Below are 22,229 nucleotides of genomic sequence, written 5' to 3' on the forward strand. Positions count from 1 at the left end.
GTTTATTTAGAATAGGTGAATCCTGCTTCAAGTGATGCTTTTGAATTTCCACCCACAAAAACTTTAAAGTCTCCCGGTTCGGCTTCCCACTTGTTATTGGCAGTATAGAATTCTATTGTTTTTTCGTCAATCTCAAAGCTTACTGTTTTGGTTTGCCCTGCATTGATGGCAACCAGTTCAAAACCTTTAAGCTCTCTTACAGGCCTTGTAACCGACCCGAATAAATCCCTTAAATACAACTGTACAACTTCCTTACCGTTTACATTGCTCGTGTTTTTGACATCAACACTAACAGTGATTTTTCCGTTTTGACTAAGGGTATTGTTACTAAGTTTAAGGTTACTGTATTCAAATGACGAATAGCTTAACCCATACCCAAACGGATAAAGGGCTTCGTTACTTTCATCGGTATAATGTGACCAGAAAACACTGTCTCCACCATTATAATAAGGTCTGCCGGTACTTTTATGGTTGTAATATAATGGCATTTGCCCTACAGCTCTTGGGAAACTCATAGGCAGTTTGCCACTTGGGTTATAGTCGCCATATAGTACCTGTGCAATAGCATTACCGCTTTCGGTACCTAAGTGCCAAGCCTCTACAATAGCAGGGATGTTACCATCGGCCCACACAATTTCAAGAGGCCTTCCGTTAGTTAATACCAAAACAATGTTTGGATTGGCTTTGTAAACCGTTTCAAGCAGTTCCTGCTGTACACCCGGTAAACCTAAATTCACGCGGCTACGGCCTTCACCTGTTTGTAAACCGTGTTCTCCCAGTACCATAACCACTACATCGGCATTTTTGGCAGCATTTACCGCTTCCTCAAAACCACTTTTGTCGGTCATGTTTATTTTGGTTTCTACGGTAAATGCAGGGGTGCCCAATGCAACATCAGCACCCTTTGCATATACCAGTTCATTGCCTTTATATTGTGAAAGTCCTTCCATTACTGATACTGCTGTACCGTCATCTGCACCAATTCTCCAGCTTCCAAGCGGACTCGTTTTATCGTTTGCCAATGCCCCGATAACCACTATTTTTTGTCCCTGTTTCTTTAGCGGAAGCAGGTTGTTTTCGTTTTTAAGCAACACGATAGATTTTTTTGCCATATCCAGCACACCATCGTGGAATTCCTTCTTGCCTACGGTAGCCTTTTCACGGGCTTCATCACAATATTTATAAGGGTTGTCAAACAGTCCAAGCTGAAATTTAACCCTAAGTATGCGGCGAGCCGCATCGTTTATCTTGTCTTCAGATACTTTTCCTTCCTTAACCAGTTGAGCCAGATACATCACATAACCATGCGATTCCATATCCATGTCAGACCCTGCATTGGCAGCAAATTCTGCCGCTTGTTTCAGGTCTTTCGCATAGCCGTGGTTTACCATTTCACCCATCGAACCCCAGTCAGAAACTACAAAGCCCTGAAAGTTCCAGTCTTTTTTGAGAACCTCTCTTTGCAGATAGGTATTTCCTGTTGCAGGGATACCGTCTACATCGTTAAAAGAGTTCATAAATGTTAGCGCCCCGGCGTCGGCAGCTGCCTTAAAAGGGGGGAGTATTATGTTATGTAAGGTGCTTCTATTTACGTCAACGGTATTATAGTCTTTACCGGCTTCGGCAAAACCATATCCGGCAAAATGCTTAACGCAGGCCGCTACATTAAATTCTCCCAAATCACCCTGAAAACCTTTTACTCTGGCTACAGCAATAGCACTGCCCAGATAGGTGTCTTCGCCCGATCCTTCCATAACACGTCCCCATCGGGCATCGCGTGTTACATCCACCATTGGTGCAAACGTCCAGTTTAAACCGGATGCAGCCGATTCGGCAGCAGCAATAGCAGCAGAGTTTTCTATGGCCTCCATATCCCAGCTTGCAGCTTCGGCAAGTGGTATAGGGCTTATTGTTTTATATCCGTGGATAACGTCATAGCCAAAAAGCACCGGTATACCCAGTCTGCTTTCTTCTACAGCAATTTTTTGTAATGCTCTTACATCTTTAACTCCTCTCACATTAAGCATAGAACCTACCCATCCTTTTTTGATGTGCTCATACTTAACAGCAGCATCACCATCTTTTGGGGCAGGGCCGGTAACATTCCAAAAACCGTTGTATTGGTTCATCTGGCCTATTTTTTCCTCGAGTGTCATTAGGTTAAGCACAGAGTCTACTTTACGGTCTATGGGAAGTTGTTTTTCCTGAACGGAAACCATATCCTGTTTTGCAGTACTGCAACCTATGGCTACAAGTGTGGCTGCCAAAACATATTTTGGTAAATTTAATTTCATTATAAATTTTGGGATAATAGTAATCCTAAAGGCCGGCTTGGCCAGCCTTTAGTAATTACTAATTTTGAAGTAAATTATTTATGAGAAAACACTACTGATATACTTTTACATAATCAACTTCCATAGTCGACTGGGTAAATCCAGGATCTATTTCTCCACCAAAATTACCACCCATGGCAACATTAAATATAAGGAAGAAGTCGCTGTTAAATGGCGATGAACTTACGTTATCATAACTATGGTACTCTACATCGTCTACAAAGAACCTGATTTTTGTAGGACTCCAAATAACACTGTAAAGATGGAATTCATCTGACACACCTGCAACAGTTGTTGAGCCGGTATTACCATTTGCTCCTGAGTTGTTAGGATAGTGCAGTGTACCGTGAATGGTATTTTGATCGTTACCCACATGCTCCATAATATCTATTTCACCACAACCAGGCCATGTGTTTGTAGCATAGTCAGAACCCAGCATCCATAGTGCAGGCCATGTACCTGCACCTGTAGGCAGTTTAGCCCTGATTTCTACTTTACCATAAGTGAAGTCAAAATTCCCTTCGGTTTTCATTCTTGCCGATGTATAATCAAATCCGTTTGAGCTTTCTGCTTTAGCAGTAATTTTAAGCATACCATCTTCTACTACAGCATTCTCTGCAAGATAGTACTGTGCTTCGTTGTTACCCCAACCGCTATCGCCGTTACCTATTTCCATAGTCCAGTTATCAGGGTTTGGAGCACCGTCTACATCAAATTCGTCAGACCATACAAGTGTATCATAGTCAGGCTCTTCACCACCCGAGTTACCCTGCTCATCTACAGGAGTAGTGGTGAATATATGATACCATGCAAGGGCTTCATTTCCACCCATTACGGCTCTTACGTGCATTTCATTTTCTGTGATAGAAAGGATTTCATAAGTAGAAGTACCAATGTAGTACCCCATGAATCCGTTATCGCTAAAGTCCATTACGGTACCTCTTTTCTGATCGTCCGGTACAAGAGAACTTGACGGGCCTAAGCTCACTACTTTTTCGCCAGATGTGTCATAAGGTAAACATTGGTCATCTGTAGCTGTACTACCACCCACACTATTAAATGAAGAGTTAAAGAAAGTATTTCCGCCATTATCAAGCGTATACTTAATTATACCATTATCAAGTGAGAAAGTAAGTACGTTATCATATAAACAGCTGCTTGCAGGGTCTCCTGCTTTTTCAAACGGAGCTGCTGCATAGTAGCTAGGCACACCTGTGTTTTCTGATGTGTCGTTAGGACCTACACCAAGGTGACCGGGAGCTGCTGCATACCAGTACCATACTTTAGAAGAGCCTGCTGTTAAAAGTTGTACACCTTCGTCGTCAGAGAAGTTACTGAATACGGTAACCTCAATGCTTGTACTTGTAGTTACACCACCTGTACCGTTTGCCAGTACTGTAACAGTATATGTATTAACGCCGTTTTGAGTGAACCGTTTTGCATATACTCCTGATGCCGAAACAGCAGAAGAACCATCACTAAATAAGTATTTGTAACTAATAGCATTATCTGCAGTGGCAGTAAAGTTTACCAAACCGCTACCGTCTCCGTCAGGATTTTCGGCATCCTGTCCTACTATATCATAATTAATCGTAAGATTAGTAGGAGCAGTGATGTCTCCAAAGGTTGAATCGTCGTCCTGGCATGCCCATAGTACAGCTACAAAGGCAAACAGGATTCCTATTTTAGTTATATATGTTTTCATAAGCTCTTTTTTAGTTTGTAAGTTCTATATCGTCAAAATAGTAGGTTGCACCTGTACCCGGCTGATCAAAGTCAAAGAACAGTACTACGTTTTGAAAATTCGCTGAGTTATCTATTCCTGTAAAGTCATACTCAAGCTCTTCCCATTGATTTGCCACTGTAGTAGTTGCAGGAAGCTCAGTAGTAATAGTTGCCCCATTATTTTCTAATTTAAGCAATACTGTAATACCTGCCTGAGGAGACCAAACTTTCATTTTTATTTTTTGCTGTGTAGAGAAGTCAATAGGCCCCACAAGAGGTATTGCAACACCAGCCCATGTTTCGGCACCGTTGTTTTTTACAACCTGTCCCACAAAACCACTTGTATTGATACCCGATGCGTCAGGGTTTTCTACTTTAGAACCAAAAGCATTACCAAAACCGTTAAATGTGTACTCAATATCGTACTCAAAATTTAATGGAAGTGATACTGATTGCTCAGGAGCAGCTTGTTTAATATCGTCAAAGTAGTAGGTTTCTCCACCACCGTTAACACCAAAGTTAAAGAACAGTACAATGCGCCCGTACTCGTTGTCAAGGCTTATTTCAGAGAAGTCGTAAGTAAGTTCTTCCCACTCGTTAGAAACTGTAGTAACCTGATCTACCTCATAATTAATATCTGCATTATCAAGGTTTTCAAGTTTAAACTTAACGGTAGCACCCGCAATTGGCGACCATACTTTAACCTTAATTTGGTTTAATGAAGTGAAATCAATAGGAGCGTCAAGCGGTAGGGAAGTACCTGCCCAAACTTCGGCACCTGCATTTTTAACCTGCTGACCTACCATAGCGCTGATATTGATGCCGGACGGATCAGGGTTTTCCACTACAGATGTTGTAGCGTTACCAAAGTCTCCAAAAGCATAATTTAAAGTATTGTTTTCAAACTCTATAGGTAATAAAAGCGGGTTAGTGATAGTAACCTGTTGTGTTACTGTTGTTGTAGCTACACCACCGCTAAAAGCAGTTACTGTTACATCATAAGTACCAATGGCTGAGTAAGTATATGGTACCTGATCTCCTTCGTTAAACTGAACCGGAGCAGCGTTTTCATCTTCACCGAAAGTAACTTCATAGAAAGTTTCATAATCGGCAGTTGCGCTAACATTAATGCTAAACGGATCTCCGTTTACAGTCGCTATGTTCACGGCAAGATTTTCCGGAGCTACAAAAGTAACAGTTAACTGTTCTGTTATTTCTGTTTGTTTTCCGGTAATACCGTTTCCTACAATGGTAACGTCATAAACACCTTCGGCATAATTATGTTGCGCTTTTTGCCCAGGGATTACCGTTGCAGGATCTGGAGTACCATCTCCAAAATAAATGCTGTAGTTACCTACGCCTTCACCATTAGGTTGGATGGTTACTAAACCGGTATTATCCTGAGAAATGGTAAACAGTGCAGAAAGGCTTGCAGGGGCAGGAGCGTTGTCCAGGAACCCCGAGTCAAACTCGTCGTCGTTACAGGCTGTAAATAATGCCGTAACAAATACTAGTGTAAATATATATTTTAAACTTTTCATATCTGTAACATATTAGTAGTTAGGGTTTTGTTCCCAAAGTCCGCCAGAGAACTGAATCTCTTCGATTGGAATAGGGAACAATTCGTTTTTGTTAGCTGTAAAGCCAGGTATGTTTGAGGCAGCCTGACCTGTTCTTACAAGGTCGAAGAAACGGTGCCCTTCACCTAAAAGTTCTCTTCTTCTCTCTAAAAGGATAGCACTTGTTAGAGCATCACCTGCACCTGAAAGGTCGTGGTTCTCATCGCCAAAAGCCCTTCTTCTAACCTCGTTAACATACTCTAATGCCTGAGAGGCGTTTCCGGTGCGGCTATAAGCTTCGGCAGCCATAAGCAGTACGTCAGAATAGCGTATAGCACGGTAGTTGTTTGGGTTAGTAAGATTTAAGTCGCCCGCAGCTTCATCGCTTCTTACCCTTGGTATGTATTTACGGTTAAAGTAACCGGTATCTTTATAACCGGGACCGTAAGTAGCACCTGTTTCGGCACCCCACGCAGCCATGTCAAGAATGGTAACTTCTTTTCTCATATCGCCGTCTTCATAAATTGAAGCAGCTTCCTCTGTAGGTACGTTAAAACTGAAACCAGAGGTAAACATAGGGCCGCTGTAGTTTCTTGGTCCGCTAAAACCTACTGCAACGTTACCTTCGCTACATTGAAGACAGCCAAAACCGGCACCTTCAACATCAGTATACTGTACTTCGAATACTGATTCTGTTCCGTTTTCACCTGATTCTTCAAAAAGGTTCAGGTAGTTGTCATCCTGTACAAGTGCATACTGCCCACTGGTAATAACGTTGTCCAGCATTGAAGCAGCCAGCGCATAGTCTCCTTTATAAAGGTATACCTTACCTAATAATGCCTGCGCAGCACCTTTTGTAACACGGCCTACCTGAGGAGCTGTAACAGCTAAATCAGCAATAGCCATTTCAAGATCGCTAATAATAGAAGCGTATACCTCATCTTTTGAGGCTCTGGGGATAGTAGTTTCGTCACCAAGAGCAAAACGTTCGTCACCTTTTAACGGAATGCCTCCAAACCATTTTAGAAGTTCAAAGTTATAGTAAGCATGTAAAAAACGGGCTTCGGCTACAATTTGTGCCCTTCCTTCAAAATCAGTTTTGTCCTTAAATTCAAGTATGTAAGCCGATCTGTTTACTCCGGCAAACATCCAGTTCCATACATCCCTTAGGTTTGAATTAACAGGGGTATGTGTCATCTCATCTACCTGCTGCCACCCAATTACGTCGTTAGCACTTTCACCTCCTGATAATGTATTATCTGAAGCGATTTCACCCAGTATTACGTTTACATAGGTAGACTGAAGTATATCATAAGCAGCGATAAGCGCATAGTTATAATCTTCTTCAGAGTTAAAGTAATTGTCTGATGATATACTGTAAACAGGATCTCTTTCCACAAAGTCGTCACTACACGATATGTTTACCGTTGCGACTATACTGAAAGCCAAAATGGCTGTGATAATTTTTCTTTTCATTTTTTTAGAAGTTTAGGTTTAAACCGATTAGATATGTTCTCGGAACAGGGTAGAAACCAAAGTCTATCCCCGAAGATAGCGGAGCACCGCTTGAAGCACCGGGATCAAAACCTCTGTATTTTGTAAATGTATATAGGTTGTTCACACCTGCATATATTCTTAGTTTAGTAATACCTGCTTTCTCGGTAAAATCAGGATTAACAGTATAACCAAGCTGTACATTTTGTATTCTAAGGTAAGAAGCATCTTCCACAAAGAAATCAGAGAAAATGTTGTTTGATGTAGCAGCAGTAGTTGCTCTTGGCACACTGTTACTTGTACCTTCACCTGTCCAGCGGTCAAGTGCATAACTCATTCTGTTTACGTCGGTAAGGTTTCTTTCATAGTTTCTTACCATATCGTTACCTATAGAGGCAAAAAGGTAGGTAGCAAAGTCAAATCCTTTATAGTCAAGCTGTAGGTTGAAACCCATAGTTGCATTAGGGATAGGATCACCAATTTCTGTACGGTCATCAGCATCAAGAACACCATCACCGTTAACGTCTACAAAACGGATATCACCCGGTTGAGCGGCAGCTCCAAGAGCCGACTGGTCAGGGTGTGCTGCAACCTCTTCAGCATTTTGGAAAATACCATCGGTTACATACCCGTAAAAGTACCCCATAGGATGTCCTACTTCCATTCTTGTAGGTTGTGGCTGTCCAACTCCAAACTCACCACCTGCAAAGAATCCGGTTCCGTTGTTAACCGATGTTACGGTGTTTTTAATAAATGTAATGTTATAGCTTGCTTTAATATGGAAATCATCTCCTATATAGTCGTTATAAGTAAGGGCAAATTCAAAACCTTTGTTTTCCACGTCACCCGCGTTAAGTGTTGGGTTTTGACCACCAGGAGCATAGGTTCCCACAATACCCGATACAGGGATGTTAGGGATTAACAGGTTAGCTCTTGTATCTTTAAAGTAATCGGCAACAAATTCAAGTTTGTCATTAAAGAAGTTAAGATCAAGACCTAAGTCAAATTTCCTTGCTTCTTCCCATTTAAGGTCTGGGTTTGGTAAAGCACCAATAGCAAAACCGTTTGCCAGTGCACCGTCAAATACATAAGTAGCCTCACCGTTAAGTAAACCTAAGTATAGGTTTGAGTCAAACCTGTCACTACCAAGTACACCGTAACTTGCTCTTATTTTAGCAAAGTTAAGAATGTTGTTTTCTTTAAAGAAAGACTCTTCCGAAAGTACCCAACCACCAGTAACAGACGGGAAGTAACCTACACGGTTATTTGCACCGAATTTAGTAGAGGAATCCCTTCTAAGCATACCGGATAACAGGTAACGGCCTTTATAGTCATATTGAATTCTACCGAAGTATGATAGTCTTCTGTCGTCATAAGAGTAAGAACTTACCGTTTTGTTATCTGCAAAACCTGTTGTAAGGCTTATGTCTGCAAATTCCCATGAGTTATTTGGTACATCAAAACCTGTTGCATATAAACCTTTACCCCATGTTTTGAATACTGTAGTACCCACAGTAGCAGTAAAGTTATGCGCATCGTTAATATTAAACTTATAGTTGGCATATGCGTCAAAAGTATAATCGTTATCGTCAAAAGCATTTTGGTTTACACTACTTCTAACGTTATCGAATACTTTACCGCCATATGAGATTTGTTTATTAAATATCCTTTCGTCTCTGTTTTGGGTGTTGAAACCAACACGACCTGTAACGGTAAGGTTTTTAATTAGCTCATAATCGGCACCAAAAGTACCGCTTAACTTTTTAAGGTTGTAGTCGTTATATGTGTTAGCGATTTGAGCCAGCGGGTTGATTATTTCGTTACCAAGGTTACTTCCGGGAATAGTAGAGCTACCTGTAGGGAGTACGGTAAAGTTGCCGTTAGCATCATAAGGGCTATAAATTGCAGGTGTGTTAATAGCATTAAACAGTACTGATCCCAGTACGTTTTCGTTAAATCCCTGCGAATCTGTAGTAAGGAAAATAACGTTAGTGTACATTTTAAGTTTATCGCTAAGATCAGCATTAAGGGAAATACGTGCAGTATTACGCTCAAAGTGAGATTTATCGGCACCGCCTATGATACCTTCCTGGTCAAGGTGTGAACCACTCACACGGTAAGTAACCTTTTCACCACCACCTGAAACAGATAGGTCATGGTTAATAATAGGTACTCCGCTATCAAACACTTCATCCTGCCAGTTTGTACCTTCACCAAGGTTAGAAACATTAGGGAAAGGTATTGGCTGTCCGCCATTTGCATATTTTTCATTAAGCAATAGTGCATATTCTGAGGCGTTTAGCAATGGTAATTTTCTTGTAGTTTGCTGAAAACCTGTATATGCATTATAAGAGAAGGTTGCTTTTGAGTTTTTTCTGCCTTTTTTAGTAGTAACAAGTATAACACCGTTTGCTCCACTTGTACCATATATAGCTGCCTGAGCATCTTTTAATACAGTAATGTTTTCAATGTCGTTTGCATTAATGTCGCTAAGGCTACCTATATAACCATCTATTAATACTAAAGGAGCATTATCACCATTTGTGGCTATACCCCTAATCCTTACGTTAAGAGCTGCACCCGGCTTACCCGATTGTGTAGTAACATTAACACCACTTACAGTACCCTGTAATGCCTGTTCTACCTTAACCGGATTCATGTCTTCCAGCGTTTTTGCACCAACAACACTAACGGCACCGGTTACTTCTTTTTTACGTTGTGTACCATAACCTATCACTACTACTTCTTCCAGTGTTTGAGAAGTTTCTTTAAGTGATACCGAAATAACTCCGGCTCCGGTTACGGTTTGTTCTACAGTTTCATAACCAATAAAACTGAAAGAAAGGGTAGAGCCTACCGGAGCATTAATGATGTAATTACCATCCATGTCGGTAACCGTAGAGGCTGTACCATTTTTTACAATGACGTTAACACCCGGTATAGTCAAACCGGTGCCCACTTCACTTACTGTACCCTTAACTTCAACCTCCTGTGCGAAACAGAAAGATGAAATCAGAATAAAAGTAATTAAGAGTAATTTAGACTTCATATATTAAATTGTTTTTTGTGATTATCTAAAATTATATCACAATAAATTACGAAGAATAAAATTAGCCTCAACAAAAATTATACATTCCTGAAAAACTTAAAGAAAATTTATGACTTTCCCCTAATAGTAAGCATTAACAGTAAGTTAAGTGTTTAAAAATCTTTGGATAAAATAAAAAAAAACACACTATTACAACGTTGTTGTTGAGGTGATGTATAGGTGAATTTACCAAATGATGTGGTGTGCTAAAGCGACAGTATGTACTCAACAAGTCCTAATTCGTGAGGTAATTCCATTTTTTTACGCAAACGATATCGTTTTATCTCTACACTCCTTACCGAAATGTTGAGTAGCGGAGCTATTTCTTTAGACGATAAATTAAGACGAAGGTAGGCACATAATCGAAGGTCATTTGGTGTTAAGGAAGGGTGAACAGATTTTACCTTTTTTAAGAAATCTTTATCCGCATTATTGAATGCCTCCTTAAACATATCCCATGTGTCATCCTCATTAATATTTTTATTAATGGTTGTAATTACCGATTTGATATTTTTATCGGCACCACCTGTACCTGTTTTCTTCAAATCATCTTTTATAAGAGAAAGCAGTTCGTTCTTTTTAATAAGATTCATGGTAGAGGCAGCAAGTTCCCTGTTCTTACTTTCAAAATCCTGTTGTAACTGCTCGTTCTTGATTTTCATCAGCTCCTGTTCTTTTTCCAGTTCTTTAATTTCAAGCAGCCTGTTGTTTTCCTCTATAAGTTTTTCGCTTTGACGCTGATAGTAATTTTTATAGGCCCTGTTAATAAGGAAAGCAGCTACGAAGGCAAAGATGATATAAATTACTACAGCAATATTTGTGGCATACCAAGGTTTGAGTATTACAAAAGTATAACTGGCGGTATTTACAGATAGTGAACTTCCCGTTTTTGCCCTTACCTTAAATGTATAGGTACCTGCCGGAAGGTTTTTAAATGTAGTAACAGGTTTATTATTCCATTCACTCCAGTCGTTTTGCATTCCCTCAAGTATATACTGAAATTCGGTATTGGCATATTTATTATACTCCGGTACGGTATATAAAAAGGTAAGGTTGTTTTCGATATACTTAAACTCACCCTCGTTTTGTATGATTACAGGAGATGGTTTTTCGTTTAGTACATTATTGGTAATCCCTGTAATGGTAATAGTATTGCTTTTAAAGTTTAGCTCATTTATGTTTAGGGTATAGTAACCGTCTGTAGTGCCTACCAAATAGATGTTATCTTTTATCTGGGTTATGTTTTCAAACCCCAGCATGGAGTTGGTAAGGGATGAAGGTATTGCTATGGCATTGTGTTTCAGTTCGGCATTAAGTTTACCCGGAGAGAAGTAATTGATGTAGTTTTTGGTAAAGAACCAAAGCCTGTCGGACTTATCTGCGGTTAGTTTACCTGAAATATATTCATCATGATTAAACAGTTTTGATAGCTTTTCATACTTCTCAAACTTTTTGGTTTTGTTATTCAAAACAAACAATCCTTCTTTTGAGGCATAGTATATGGTGTTATTAAAGCTGACAAGTGATGCGTTTTTACCCTTAGCCGGAGTTTTATAGGCTTCAAAGTCGGTTATGCGGGTGTAGTTATTATCAGTTTTAATCCTGAACACTCCTTTGTATTCGTGACTCACATATATTTCGTTATTGCCTGAAAGGGCAAAGTAGCGGCTGGAATAGTCAAATCCGGTTATCTTGTTTTTAAAGGTCCAGTTTCCGTTTACCTTTTCCAGTACGGATAAACCATAGTAATTACCCTGTATCAGTTTCGTTTTATCTTTAGGATGTGGCTCAAACTTCCAGGTACCCGATCCGTTAAACAGTAAGCTGGCCTGACTTCCGTTTATAATAAATGTACCCGAGTCATGCCCGCAAAACAGGCTGCCATCATATTGGTATAGTGACCAAACCTGACCTTTGGTGCCGGGAATAAACCTGAATTCCTCTTCTGAATTGTATGTTTTATAAAACAATCCCTGATTGGTACCTATATATAAGTGGTTATTATATAGTGCAGAGGTGTATACAGTACCTAAAAAGCCTGTATCGTCTACAAAACTCCTCACTGCCGACTGTAAATTGATACAGTTAATACCGTTATCTAAGCCAATCCAAAGGTTTTTATCTGTATCCTCAAAAAGAGATAGGGCTGTATTGTTGCTAAGTCCCTTGTTTTGAGTAATATGGTAGCGTACTTTTCCCTGTGGCGATAATATAAAAATACCATTTGATACTGTTCCTAAAGCCAGGCTACCATCGCTAAGTTTCTGTCCGCTGTATATACTGCTAGATTTCAGTTCGCTGTCGGCTTCAGTGTCCCAGTGGGTAATAGTATTGTTTTTCAGTTCCAGTAAACCGTTATATTGCGTTTGGATAAGCAGTCCTTCATTATAAGGGTAAATACTTATTATTTTATTGTTGGTTAGCTGTGGGGTATTGTTTACTACCTTGCTAACCCCGTTTTCAATTTCATACAATCCTGTGCCAAAGGTTTGGTACAAAATCCTGTTACCTACCCTGAAAATTTTATTCACTCCCGTATCCGGTTTCAGTATGTTATAGGTTTTCTTTTGGGTATCGTAAATAAATATCTGGTTAAGCGACTGGAATATAACCCAGTGGTCGTATTGTGCAATGTTCCAAAACTGTTCGTCGTCTAAAATTTTATCACGTATAGCTTCACTAAGGGAAGTATAGCTAAGGCTTCCGTCTTCGTTGCGGGTCCAATATCCAAATTCCATGTAGCAACCTGTATAAATACGTTCGCCAATCACCTTAACCGACCTGATGATTGTTTCGTTAGGGGAAGGGTACAGCGTCCATGCAGTACCATTGTATTCCAGTAGTCCGCCATTATTGGCAAAATACATAAAGTGGTCCTTATCCTGGCTCATCATCCAGTTTTGATTACCGGCACTGTACTGGTTGGTACTGTATTTAAGAATAGGGGGCAGGTCTTGTGAGAAACCTGCAAGCGTATATAATGCTGCTAATAGTAGTATAATTCTTTTCACGAAGTGTAAGGGAAGTTTGTTAGTTTATTACGAAGATACGATTACAAAATAAATTTTTCACCCTGAGTTTATATATCCAAACTGGTCATGTTTGTATAGTTATTTATTAAATAGGTGTTAATTAGTGTACGAACGGGCAATTTAACAAAAAATGCACAATAAATTCCAAATGGCTTATAAGGCAAAGCTTTGTGAAAATCCAAATCCCTAAAGCGTTGTTAAACAAAGTTTAATTAACGGTTTCCTTAACATTATCCTATTAGCTGCTTTATAGATTTGACATTATTAACCTATCAAAAAAATAGCAAAATGAAAAAGTTTAGAGTATTAGCCTGTACATTATTAGTCACGGGATTTGGTTTAACTTCGTGTAGTAGTGATGATGATACAGCAGGAGTGAACAATGAAACGCAAATTGAAGGAACCTACAACCTAACCGCAGTTACAACTGCTGAGCCTACCGATTTTGATGCTGACGGAACTTCTCACAGTGACCAGATGCAGGAAACGGATTGCTACAACGGAAGCCAACTGGTTTTAAATGCAGATAACACTTTTACATTTGAGAAAAACGGTGTGGTGGTAGATACTACCGAAGGTACTTCAGGATGTACCAATGCTACTTATACAGGTACTTGGGAGATATTAACCGGATCGGGTAGTGATGTGATTATCAGGGCTACTTATCAGGATAATAATGATGACGATGTAATACTTAACCTTGTAAAAACAGGTAACGAGATTACCTATACTAATGAGTTTGGAACATACCCGGACAGGGACGAAGATACAGGTGGGGCCATTTTAACATTTGGTGCAGTGGAGTATTTGTTTGTTAAATAATGAAGTTGGATGCACCAAAAAAGGGACGCACAAGCGTCCCTTTTTTTATGAGTAAATTGTTTTATATAATTTCGGCACTTAAGCCTGCTTCCAGTAGTTGGGTGCATTGTGGCTTCAGTTTATCCAGTTCTCCTGTTTTTACGGTACATTTACCGTTATAATGAACAATAAGCGAGCATTGCTCTGCCTGTTCTGGTGTATGGTCGCAAACCCTTACAAGAGTGTCTATAACATGGTCAAAAGTGTTTACTTCGTCATTATACAAAACTATTTCGTTGTTTGCCGATACGGCTTCCTCAACTAATACTTCTTCTAATACTTTTTCTTTTGTACTCATATTCAATGTTTTAATTCCGGTTGCTAATTTACGTATTTTAGGGCAACCCAATTATTTTTGTCGAACTTTTTAACAAATTTAAGCCCTTTTTCGGTGCACGAAGCATCAATTGTAGGGATGTCCTCCTCATAAAAACCGCTTAAAAGCAGAGTGGCACCTTCATTAAGGCAGTCCACATACTGTTGCATGTCGTTTAAAAGTATGTTACGGTTAATGTTAGCGATTATAACATCATACTTTTTACCGTTAAGCAGTGAAGCGTCGCCTTCATAAACGCTAATGTGTTCACAGTTATTGCGTTCGGCATTTTCGATAGAGTTAAGGTAGCACCAGTTGTCTATATCAATAGCATCAATAGGTTTTGCACCACGCATTTCGGCAAGTATCGCCAGTATGGCAGTACCACAACCCATATCCAAAGTTTTTTTGTTTTCAAGATCGGTTTCCAGCAGGTGCTGTATCATCATAAAAGTTGTTTCATGATGCCCTGTACCAAAACTCATTTTAGGCTCTATTACAATGTCATATTGTGCATTGGTCTTCTCGTGGAAAGGCGCTCTTACATAACAGCTGTTGCCTACTTCAATAGGTTCAAAATTCTTTTCCCATTCCTCGTTCCAGTTCACCTGTTCTATCTCTTCAAAAGTATATTCAATTTTAAACTCAGGTGATTTTAAGATGAATATGTCATCAAGAACGTTCTCGTTCCAGTACTGTTTCTGGATATAAGCCGAAAGGCCTTCCTCAGTCTCTATAAAGCTTTCAAAGGGAGTTTCGCCAAGTTCGGCAAGTAAAATTTCTGTTCCGGTTTCTTTCGGTTCAACCGAAAAATGATAACCTATATATATGTTTGACATAACTTTAATTTTCCGCAAAGGTAACATTAACATAACATAAGGCAGTGATAATTAATATTAAGTTTGCGCAAACTTTACAAAGGTGCCTTATGGTAGTGAATTAGCGCTAAAATTACCAAATGTTTGCTAATAAAAAAGCAAAATCTGCATTAATGTAAAGTTAAGAAAAACACGAAAAAATACACACGAAACACAGAAATGAAAAAAACATTAATCACACTTTTATTATTTATGGGTCTTGCGGCTTCGGCACAGGTGACAATCGAAAAGACCAAAAATAATAATGACCTAAAGCTTTCGGCTCTTCCATACTATAGTTATGGTAAGGGAGTAGGTTTAACTACGCCCGATAGTCTTTTCCAGTTTAATATCCGTTTCAGGATGCAAAACAGGATGTCTTATGTAGAATCTGAAGGAGAGAGTACCATTGACGGACAGATTCGTAGATTAAGGCTTCGTTTTGACGGTTATGTAGGGGATCCAAAATTCCTTTATGCAATTCAGCTTTCTTTTGCTCCGGGCGATGTAGGCCAGGCACACGAAGGTGAAAACGTAAACATTATACGTGATGCGATTGTATTTTACCGTCCTAACAAACACTGGAATATTGGTTTTGGTCAAACAAAACTACCGGGTAACCGCCAGCGTATTAACTCATCGGGAGCGCTACAGTTAACAGACCGTACTATAAACAATGCACGATTTACAATAGACAGGGATTTCGGTTTTCAGGTGCATAACCTAAACGAATACCTTGATAAATTTTCATACAACTTTAAAGGAGCTATAAGTATGGGTGAAGGTAGGAACTCTACCAAAGAACCTGATAACGGACTTGCCTATACAGGTAAAGTAGAGCTTTATCCGTTTGGTGCCTTTAAAAATAACGGTACTTTTTTTGAAGGAGACCTTAAAAGAGAAGATAAACCAAAAGTAATGGTTTCGGGAGCTTACCAGTTTAATAACAAAGCAAGAAAAACACAGGGACAGTTAGGTAACTACCTGTTTGAGAAAAGGGATATGCAGTCGTTACTTTTAGACGCTATGTTTAAGTATGACGGATGGTCGTTCCAAACGGCTTATATGCAGAGAACAGCTAAAGACCCTGTGACTTACAATCCTGATGATATAACCGACTTTAACTATGTGTTTACAGGACATGGGTTTGACTACCAGTTAAGTCTCCTTTTCCCGTCTGACTATGAGCTTATAGGTCGTTTCTCTACACAAAAGGTACATAAGGATATTGAAACGTTTACACCAAACATTAACCAGTACAGCATTGGTGTAACAAAATATATTTGGGAACATACATTTAAAGCCCAAATGGAACTTTCAATGGACGACCTTAATTACTATAATGGCGATTCAAGACAAATTTGGTTAGTACGTTTTCAGGTAGAAATAGGTATTTAACCATATTTAATTAATTGTGTTTACTACTAATAAAAAATCCTGCCCACCGGCAGGATTTTTTTTGAAAAAAAACACGAAACTACTTAACTGCTACTTAACACTACTTAACTACCAGTTTCTTTACAATGCCTTCGGATGTTTTCACGATATATATACCCGAAGTCATATTTGTTGTATCTATTTTTAATGCCTGTTTGGCAGAATGTATCAGTTTTCCGTTAAGGTCATACACCTCAATATCGGCAGCACGGTTAAAGTAAGCTGTACCGGCGGTAACCGGATTAGGGAATACCACAAAGGTTTTTGGTGCTAAAGTGAAATCACCTGTTCCAAGTGCTTCGGCATTTACCTCATATATACTTAATGTACCGCTTATCTCGTTTGCAATAATTACATAACCTTTTCCGTCTGGGCTGTTGGCTTCACTAATGTAAGTGATACCTTCCGGGCCGTGGTCACCTTCATAAGCTGTAAGGCTACGGCTGTTTTTATAATCTGTAAATTTCACATCGTTAGGGTCGGTTATATCATAAACCATAACACCACCTATACGCTCTAAACCTATAAAGGCAAATGTTTTGTCCTGAATTTGTGCAACTGTTACACCTTCCGGTTCCGGACCTTTAGCGCGGCTTCTTCCCTTAATTTCGTTCTCCTCACTGTCTGAGTTAAACAGGGCGCTTATTGAAGCATCTGTAGAAGTATACATTTCAAAGTCGTCACCACTATCATAAACAATTGCTTTAGTATCTGCATTGAAAATTGAGAACGAACGTGCACCAAGGCAGTATATCTGTTCGAATTCTGTATCCTCATCAAGATTACCGTTTACATTAGTTACTCTCATACGACCTGCATTGAAGCTCTTTTTAAGCATTTCTGCCTGTGGATATGCAGTAGCATCAAGATTGTAACCGCTGTTACCTATTGTAGTTCTTTCCTCAAAGTTGTCGTACTCTTTCTCATCACCTTCGTTTGCAGTGATGATGTAGTTTACACCGTTTACATTGTAGTTTGCCACAGCATCAGGGATGTAGTATGCCTGTATTGGCCAGTTGGCAATAAGTATTTCATCGTTATTATCTGAAATATCAAAACCGTTACCAGGAATGCTAAGGTCTTTAGTACCCAGTGACCATATATCTGCTACAGCTATATTAACAAGGTCAATCTCTGCAATTGCATTGTTTTCCTGTAGTGAAACCCAAGCTTTTTGAGAATCAGCGCTCGATGTGATATATTCCGGCTCTAAATCCTGAGACAGTGTGCTGCCCGCATATACTTTTCTAACACCCGTTGCTAAAAGTTCAGCTTCCTGAGCGTTGTAATCCGTAAAGTAAAGTGTAGTCACATTAGTTTGTGAAACCGACTCAACTCCGCCGGAGATGTCAATAACACTTACCGAACCTTCCGGGTCTACAGAGTAATCGCTCTTTGGCTGACCTTCGTTTGCTGTAAGTACTTTAGTGCCGTCCGGAGTGAAAGAGATATTATCAGGTAAAGCGCCTACAGTTACCTGAGCGATAAAGGTACCATCGGTATCAAAAAATACTACGCTACCGTCAAGGTGTTCTTCAGTGTTTGGAGAAGCTACGGCTACAATACCGTCGTGTACTGCTACACTTGTTACTCCGCCATAAGAGTTCATATCTATAGACGATACTACCGATGGGGCAGTAGGGTCTGAAAAATCTACAATGTCAAGGAAACCTGCAACAGCACTTGTAGTGAATAACCTTTGTGTTTCAGGGTCGTGTACTACAATTTCGCAGGTACTCTCGTTAGTCCCTGAAGGATCAAAACTTCCTATATAGTCAAGCTCAATGCTATGGTTAGGCACCGGAGCCATTCTGTCGTTATCTTTAATATAGATAGTAGCAAAACTATCTTCTGTAATTTCTACACCTACAGGGTTTTCAAGGCTAAGTACAAAATATTCGGCAGCCTGCTCTTCAATACTATCATCTGTAATAGCGATAGATATTACCTGAGTAAGATCACTACTACCTGTAAAGTTTAGGGTTTGAGTAGTAAAGGTAAAGTCATTCTCATCGGCAGTGCTAAACGGAGCCGCTTTAACTACTAAGTCAACCGAAGCAGTAGCAGGACCTTCAAGATTAAGTACAAGGTCAAGCGTGCCTGCATCTTCGTTTACTACAATAAATGTCTCATCAAAAGAGATAAGTGTGTTGTATGTAAAAGTGTAAGTATGCTCACATGCCATTACAATATCATTCACATCGGCAATACCGTTAACCATAAGCGAGTATTCTATACCGGCTTCAAAAGCTATAGCATAAGTAAGTGTTACCATGTTACCATCTGCAACAGCAGTTGTAAGTCCGCTAATACCTGTATAGTTAGTTATTAATGCTGCACTTGTAGCATTAAGCTCATGGTTGAAAGTAAGCTCTATAGTTGTTGCGTTTACTACAGTTACGTTTTGAACTGTTGGCGAGCTAGGGAAGCCCCATGTAGGCCATTCCTGAGCATCGGTTCCGGCAGCAGCACCTACCCAGTTTGCAGGGTTTAGTATTGCAGCTTTAAGCTCGGCAGGAGTACCTGCCTGAGTACCGTTATAGTAAGCATTAGCAGTATTACCTGCTTCATTACCCGGTGCAGTGCTTAGGTTAACAGCGCTTGTACCGTCTGTTAAACCGGCAGGAAGCATAGAGTTGCTACCGCCACAGCTTGTGTTTTCTGTAAGCCATTGGTTAGACGACATGGCAGTAATGTAGTTTGGAGCTTCTGCAGTGCCGGCATAAACAATTACCTGGTCACCACCAGAGCTTAGTCCGAAATCACCACCTGTTACAGTACCTGTACTGGTAATAAGTGCAGAAGTTTGTATGGTTATAACCGAACCTGCAGGAACGCAGCTTGTAGCTGTCCATACAACACCATCGGTACATTGTGGCTGTTCGTTAGTTGTATATTTAGAATCGGTAAGGGTGATAAATGTACCCGCTGCGATATCTACAAAAGTCATAAGGGCTACTTCATCTTCTGTACCACTGGCATTCATCCTGTAGGCTACAAAAGCCATATCTCCGGCAGTAAATTCTGTTTGAAGTGATATTGTTGTAAAGGTAGAAGATTGTATCTCGGTTATGGCATTGTCGCTCATATCCTCAATAGTGTTGGCAAGAAGCGCAACATAGTACTGCTGACTGTTTAATAATGCAACAGCAGGAGTGATGGTGATGGTGTTATCGGCAAAGGTAGCATCAAACGGAACTACTGTTCCTGACTCGTTGTTTAACCTAAGCTCTACCACTGCATCAATATTTGTATTTGTTATAGCTGTATTATCCACTAGTCTTACATCTTCGTTAAACGAAATGGTAGGTAGGGTAGCTACTGTTATGTTTACGGCATCATTAGTAGGTGTTACAGTTGCAACCGGAGCGATTGGGTCTCCGCCACCTACTACGTTACCTTCGGCAGTGAAGTTATCAAAACGGTTGTTACCGCCTGTACCTCCGTCACCCTGTTCAAACTCTACTTTAAGTTTGAAGTTAGCATTATCGTTAGCAGCAGTAATAGCTGTAAGGTCTAACGTAGCTAGTGCAGGGTCTCCGTTATTAGGAGCTACTGTGGTAAGTAGGGTAAAGGTAGTACCATCGGTAGAATAGTACCAGTTTTGTGTGCCTGCTCCCGAACCAGAACGGCGGGTAGCAAACTTTATCATTATATCTTCAAAACCTGTTGTTGGCAGGGCAAATTCAAGCGAACCGCCTATAGGGTCATTAAAACGAAGGTGAGAACCGGCAACATCGCCGTTTTGTGCATTTAGGTTTTGTACATCAAAATTTTGTCCTGTACCTCCTGAGTAGTCAATTATACTTTCGGTTCCTGCAAATGCAGTTATCGATGCTCCTGTAACGTAAGACAGGGATGGGGCTGTGATGGCCGCTTCAGACGCGTTGTCGTTGAAGTTCCAGTAGTGTATAAGGGTTTGTGCTCCTGATAATTGAGATATCAGGGAGAACCCTAATAGCAGCATAAGTTTTGAGAAGTAATTTTTAGACATACGATTTTTTTCTGGTGGTTTGTTATCACGTGCAAAAATCTATGTCAGTTTTTACTTTACCATTAATTGCGGAACAACCTAACATTAAGTTATATCGTTGTAGTGTTTATAAATGGTAAATTTTATGTAAACAAGGTAATGTAAAAGTTAATTGACAGTGTTTTGATAGTTGTTTTTAATAAAAAAGCGGTAACAATTGTTACCGCTTTTCAAACATGTTTGTTGTGTTTATTATAATTAGATAGCGTTTACTATAGCAAGGAAGTCGTCAGCTTTAAGCGCTGCACCACCTATAAGTCCGCCGTCAACATCAGGCTTAGAGAATATCTCCTGAGCGTTGTCCGGCTTCACGCTTCCTCCGTAAAGGATAGAAGTATGTTCAGATACATCGGCACTTACGTTTTCTTTAATAAGCGTCCTGATGAAGTTGTGCATTTCCTGTGCCTGCTCCGGAGAAGCGGTTTCACCAGTACCAATAGCCCATACCGGCTCATAAGCCAATACAACATTGGTCCACTGGCTTTCACCAATATGGAATAAACCTTCTCTTAACTGGCTTTCTACCACGTTAAAATGGTTTCCGCTTTGTCTGTCGGCAAGTTCTTCACCAAAACAGAAAATGATAGTTAAGTTATGTTTTAAAGCAGTGTTTACTTTTTCGGCTAGTATACTGTTGGTTTCACCAAAGTAAGCCCTTCTTTCAGAGTGGCCTAAAATAACGGTGTTAACATCAATACCTTTTAGCATACCTACAGAAATCTCACCTGTAAAGGCACCGCTTTCTGCCTGGTGCATATTTTGTGCTGCTACAATTACATTGCTGTTTTTAGTTTGAATAACTGCACTCTGTAGGTTTACAAATGTTGGAGCTACTACAATTTTAGTCGCTGTATCTTGTGGTCTTTTGTTTAAAATATCGCTTAGTAAAGCTTGGGTCTGCTGGCTGTCATTATTCATTTTCCAGTTACCTGCAACGATTTTTTTTCTCATTATTTCAGTTGTTTTAATATCGATATAAGTTTTTCGTCATCGGCTTCAATAGCCCTGAAAAGAGCTATGTTTCCTTTTTTGTCTACCACCATGTAACGCGGAATCCAGTCCAGTTTAACCGACTCGCTGAAAGCTCCGCCTTTCCATTTTGAACCAATAAGGTAATTGTCACCCTGTACATTGTATTTCTCAATGCCTTTTAGCCAGGCTTCCTCAGTTCTGTCGTACGAAAGGAAAAGGTAAGTAACATCAGGGAACTGCTTTTGCAGGTCGTGTACCTTTGGCATTCCTTTAATACAGTCAGGGCACCATGATGCCCAAATGTCTATTACAATGGTTTTTCCTTTATGTTTTTCCAGTATCTGCTTAAAGGTAACTTCTGTACCATCGGTCGATTTCATGTTATCGCTTAATGCCTGCTCACTAAAGCTTGTAGGTGTATTTTGCGCACATGAAAAAAGTCCGAATAAAAGCACTGGTAATATCAGTAGTTTTTTCATTTTTTTCTTATTAAGAGTAACAAATTTACAATAACTGACCGAA

At 39.8% G+C, this 22,229-nt stretch carries 13 protein-coding genes; 2 read left to right on the forward strand and 11 right to left on the reverse strand.

Going from position 1 to position 22,229, the window contains the following annotated elements; genetic code table 11:
* Positions 1-2: 2 nt before the first annotated feature.
* The 6 genes from bglX to ABS768_RS04820 all read right to left on the reverse strand — a co-directional run bounded on the left by bglX (position 3) and on the right by ABS768_RS04820 (position 13,210).
* The gene (gene bglX, locus ABS768_RS04795) at positions 3-2,294 is read right to left on the reverse strand and encodes a beta-glucosidase BglX (protein ID WP_408073839.1); all 2,292 of its coding nucleotides are present in this window, start codon (positions 2,292-2,294) and stop codon (positions 3-5) included.
* 91 nt (positions 2,295-2,385) lie between these two features.
* Positions 2,386-4,038 carry a family 16 glycosylhydrolase gene (locus ABS768_RS04800; RefSeq protein ID WP_408073840.1) on the reverse strand — a complete coding sequence of 551 codons (1,653 nt, stop codon included), beginning with the start codon at positions 4,036-4,038 and terminating at the stop codon, positions 2,386-2,388.
* A 10-nt stretch (positions 4,039-4,048) separates the two neighbouring features.
* Positions 4,049-5,599 carry a carbohydrate binding domain-containing protein gene (locus ABS768_RS04805; RefSeq protein WP_408073841.1) on the reverse strand — a complete coding sequence of 517 codons (1,551 nt, stop codon included), beginning with the start codon at positions 5,597-5,599 and terminating at the stop codon, positions 4,049-4,051.
* 12 nt (positions 5,600-5,611) lie between these two features.
* Positions 5,612-7,093 (reverse strand): RagB/SusD family nutrient uptake outer membrane protein, encoded by a 1,482-nt coding sequence (locus tag ABS768_RS04810; protein WP_408073842.1) that lies wholly within the window; start codon positions 7,091-7,093, stop codon positions 5,612-5,614.
* A gap of 4 nt (positions 7,094-7,097) precedes the next feature.
* Positions 7,098-10,160, reverse strand: a complete 3,063-nt coding sequence (locus tag ABS768_RS04815; protein ID WP_408073843.1) for a SusC/RagA family TonB-linked outer membrane protein — start codon at positions 10,158-10,160, stop codon at positions 7,098-7,100.
* Between the two features lie 245 nt (positions 10,161-10,405).
* Positions 10,406-13,210, reverse strand: a complete 2,805-nt coding sequence (locus ABS768_RS04820; RefSeq protein WP_408073844.1) for a ligand-binding sensor domain-containing protein — start codon at positions 13,208-13,210, stop codon at positions 10,406-10,408.
* A gap of 309 nt (positions 13,211-13,519) precedes the next feature.
* Here ABS768_RS04820 and ABS768_RS04825 point away from each other — a divergent pair, with 309 nt between their 5' ends.
* Positions 13,520-14,053 (forward strand): hypothetical protein, encoded by a 534-nt coding sequence (locus ABS768_RS04825; RefSeq protein ID WP_408073845.1) that lies wholly within the window; start codon positions 13,520-13,522, stop codon positions 14,051-14,053.
* Positions 14,054-14,114: 61 nt separating this feature from the next.
* Here ABS768_RS04825 and ABS768_RS04830 read toward each other — a convergent pair whose 3' ends face one another.
* Together ABS768_RS04830 and prmA are read right to left on the reverse strand one after the other, a co-directional pair.
* Positions 14,115-14,390: an ATP-dependent Clp protease adaptor ClpS gene (locus tag ABS768_RS04830; protein WP_035132939.1), complete on the reverse strand. Its 276-nt coding sequence runs from the start codon at positions 14,388-14,390 to the stop codon at positions 14,115-14,117.
* A 23-nt stretch (positions 14,391-14,413) separates the two neighbouring features.
* Complete coding sequence (gene prmA / locus ABS768_RS04835) at positions 14,414-15,247, reverse strand: 50S ribosomal protein L11 methyltransferase (RefSeq protein ID WP_408073846.1); 834 nt, start codon at positions 15,245-15,247, stop codon at positions 14,414-14,416.
* 198 nt (positions 15,248-15,445) lie between these two features.
* On the opposite strand from prmA, the gene ABS768_RS04840 reads away from it, so the two are divergent.
* Positions 15,446-16,663: a porin gene (locus ABS768_RS04840; protein WP_408073847.1), complete on the forward strand. Its 1,218-nt coding sequence runs from the start codon at positions 15,446-15,448 to the stop codon at positions 16,661-16,663.
* A 100-nt stretch (positions 16,664-16,763) separates the two neighbouring features.
* Here the strand turns inward: ABS768_RS04840 and ABS768_RS04845 are convergent, their stop codons facing one another.
* From ABS768_RS04845 to ABS768_RS04855, 3 genes are all read right to left on the reverse strand, one after another.
* Positions 16,764-20,696 (reverse strand): choice-of-anchor I family protein, encoded by a 3,933-nt coding sequence (locus ABS768_RS04845; RefSeq protein ID WP_408073848.1) that lies wholly within the window; start codon positions 20,694-20,696, stop codon positions 16,764-16,766.
* A gap of 237 nt (positions 20,697-20,933) precedes the next feature.
* A complete protein-coding gene (gene tpiA, locus ABS768_RS04850; protein ID WP_408073849.1) occupies positions 20,934-21,686 on the reverse strand; it encodes a triose-phosphate isomerase in 753 nt (250 codons plus the stop codon).
* Positions 21,686-22,186 carry a TlpA family protein disulfide reductase gene (locus ABS768_RS04855; RefSeq protein WP_408073850.1) on the reverse strand — a complete coding sequence of 167 codons (501 nt, stop codon included), beginning with the start codon at positions 22,184-22,186 and terminating at the stop codon, positions 21,686-21,688. Before ABS768_RS04855 ends, tpiA begins: the two co-directional genes overlap by 1 nt.
* Between the last annotated feature and the right edge of the window lie 43 nt (positions 22,187-22,229).

It is taken from the genome of Flavobacterium rhizophilum (assembly GCF_046000485.1).
In the GTDB taxonomy this organism is placed as follows: Bacteria; Bacteroidota; Bacteroidia; order Flavobacteriales; family Flavobacteriaceae; genus Flavobacterium; species Flavobacterium rhizophilum.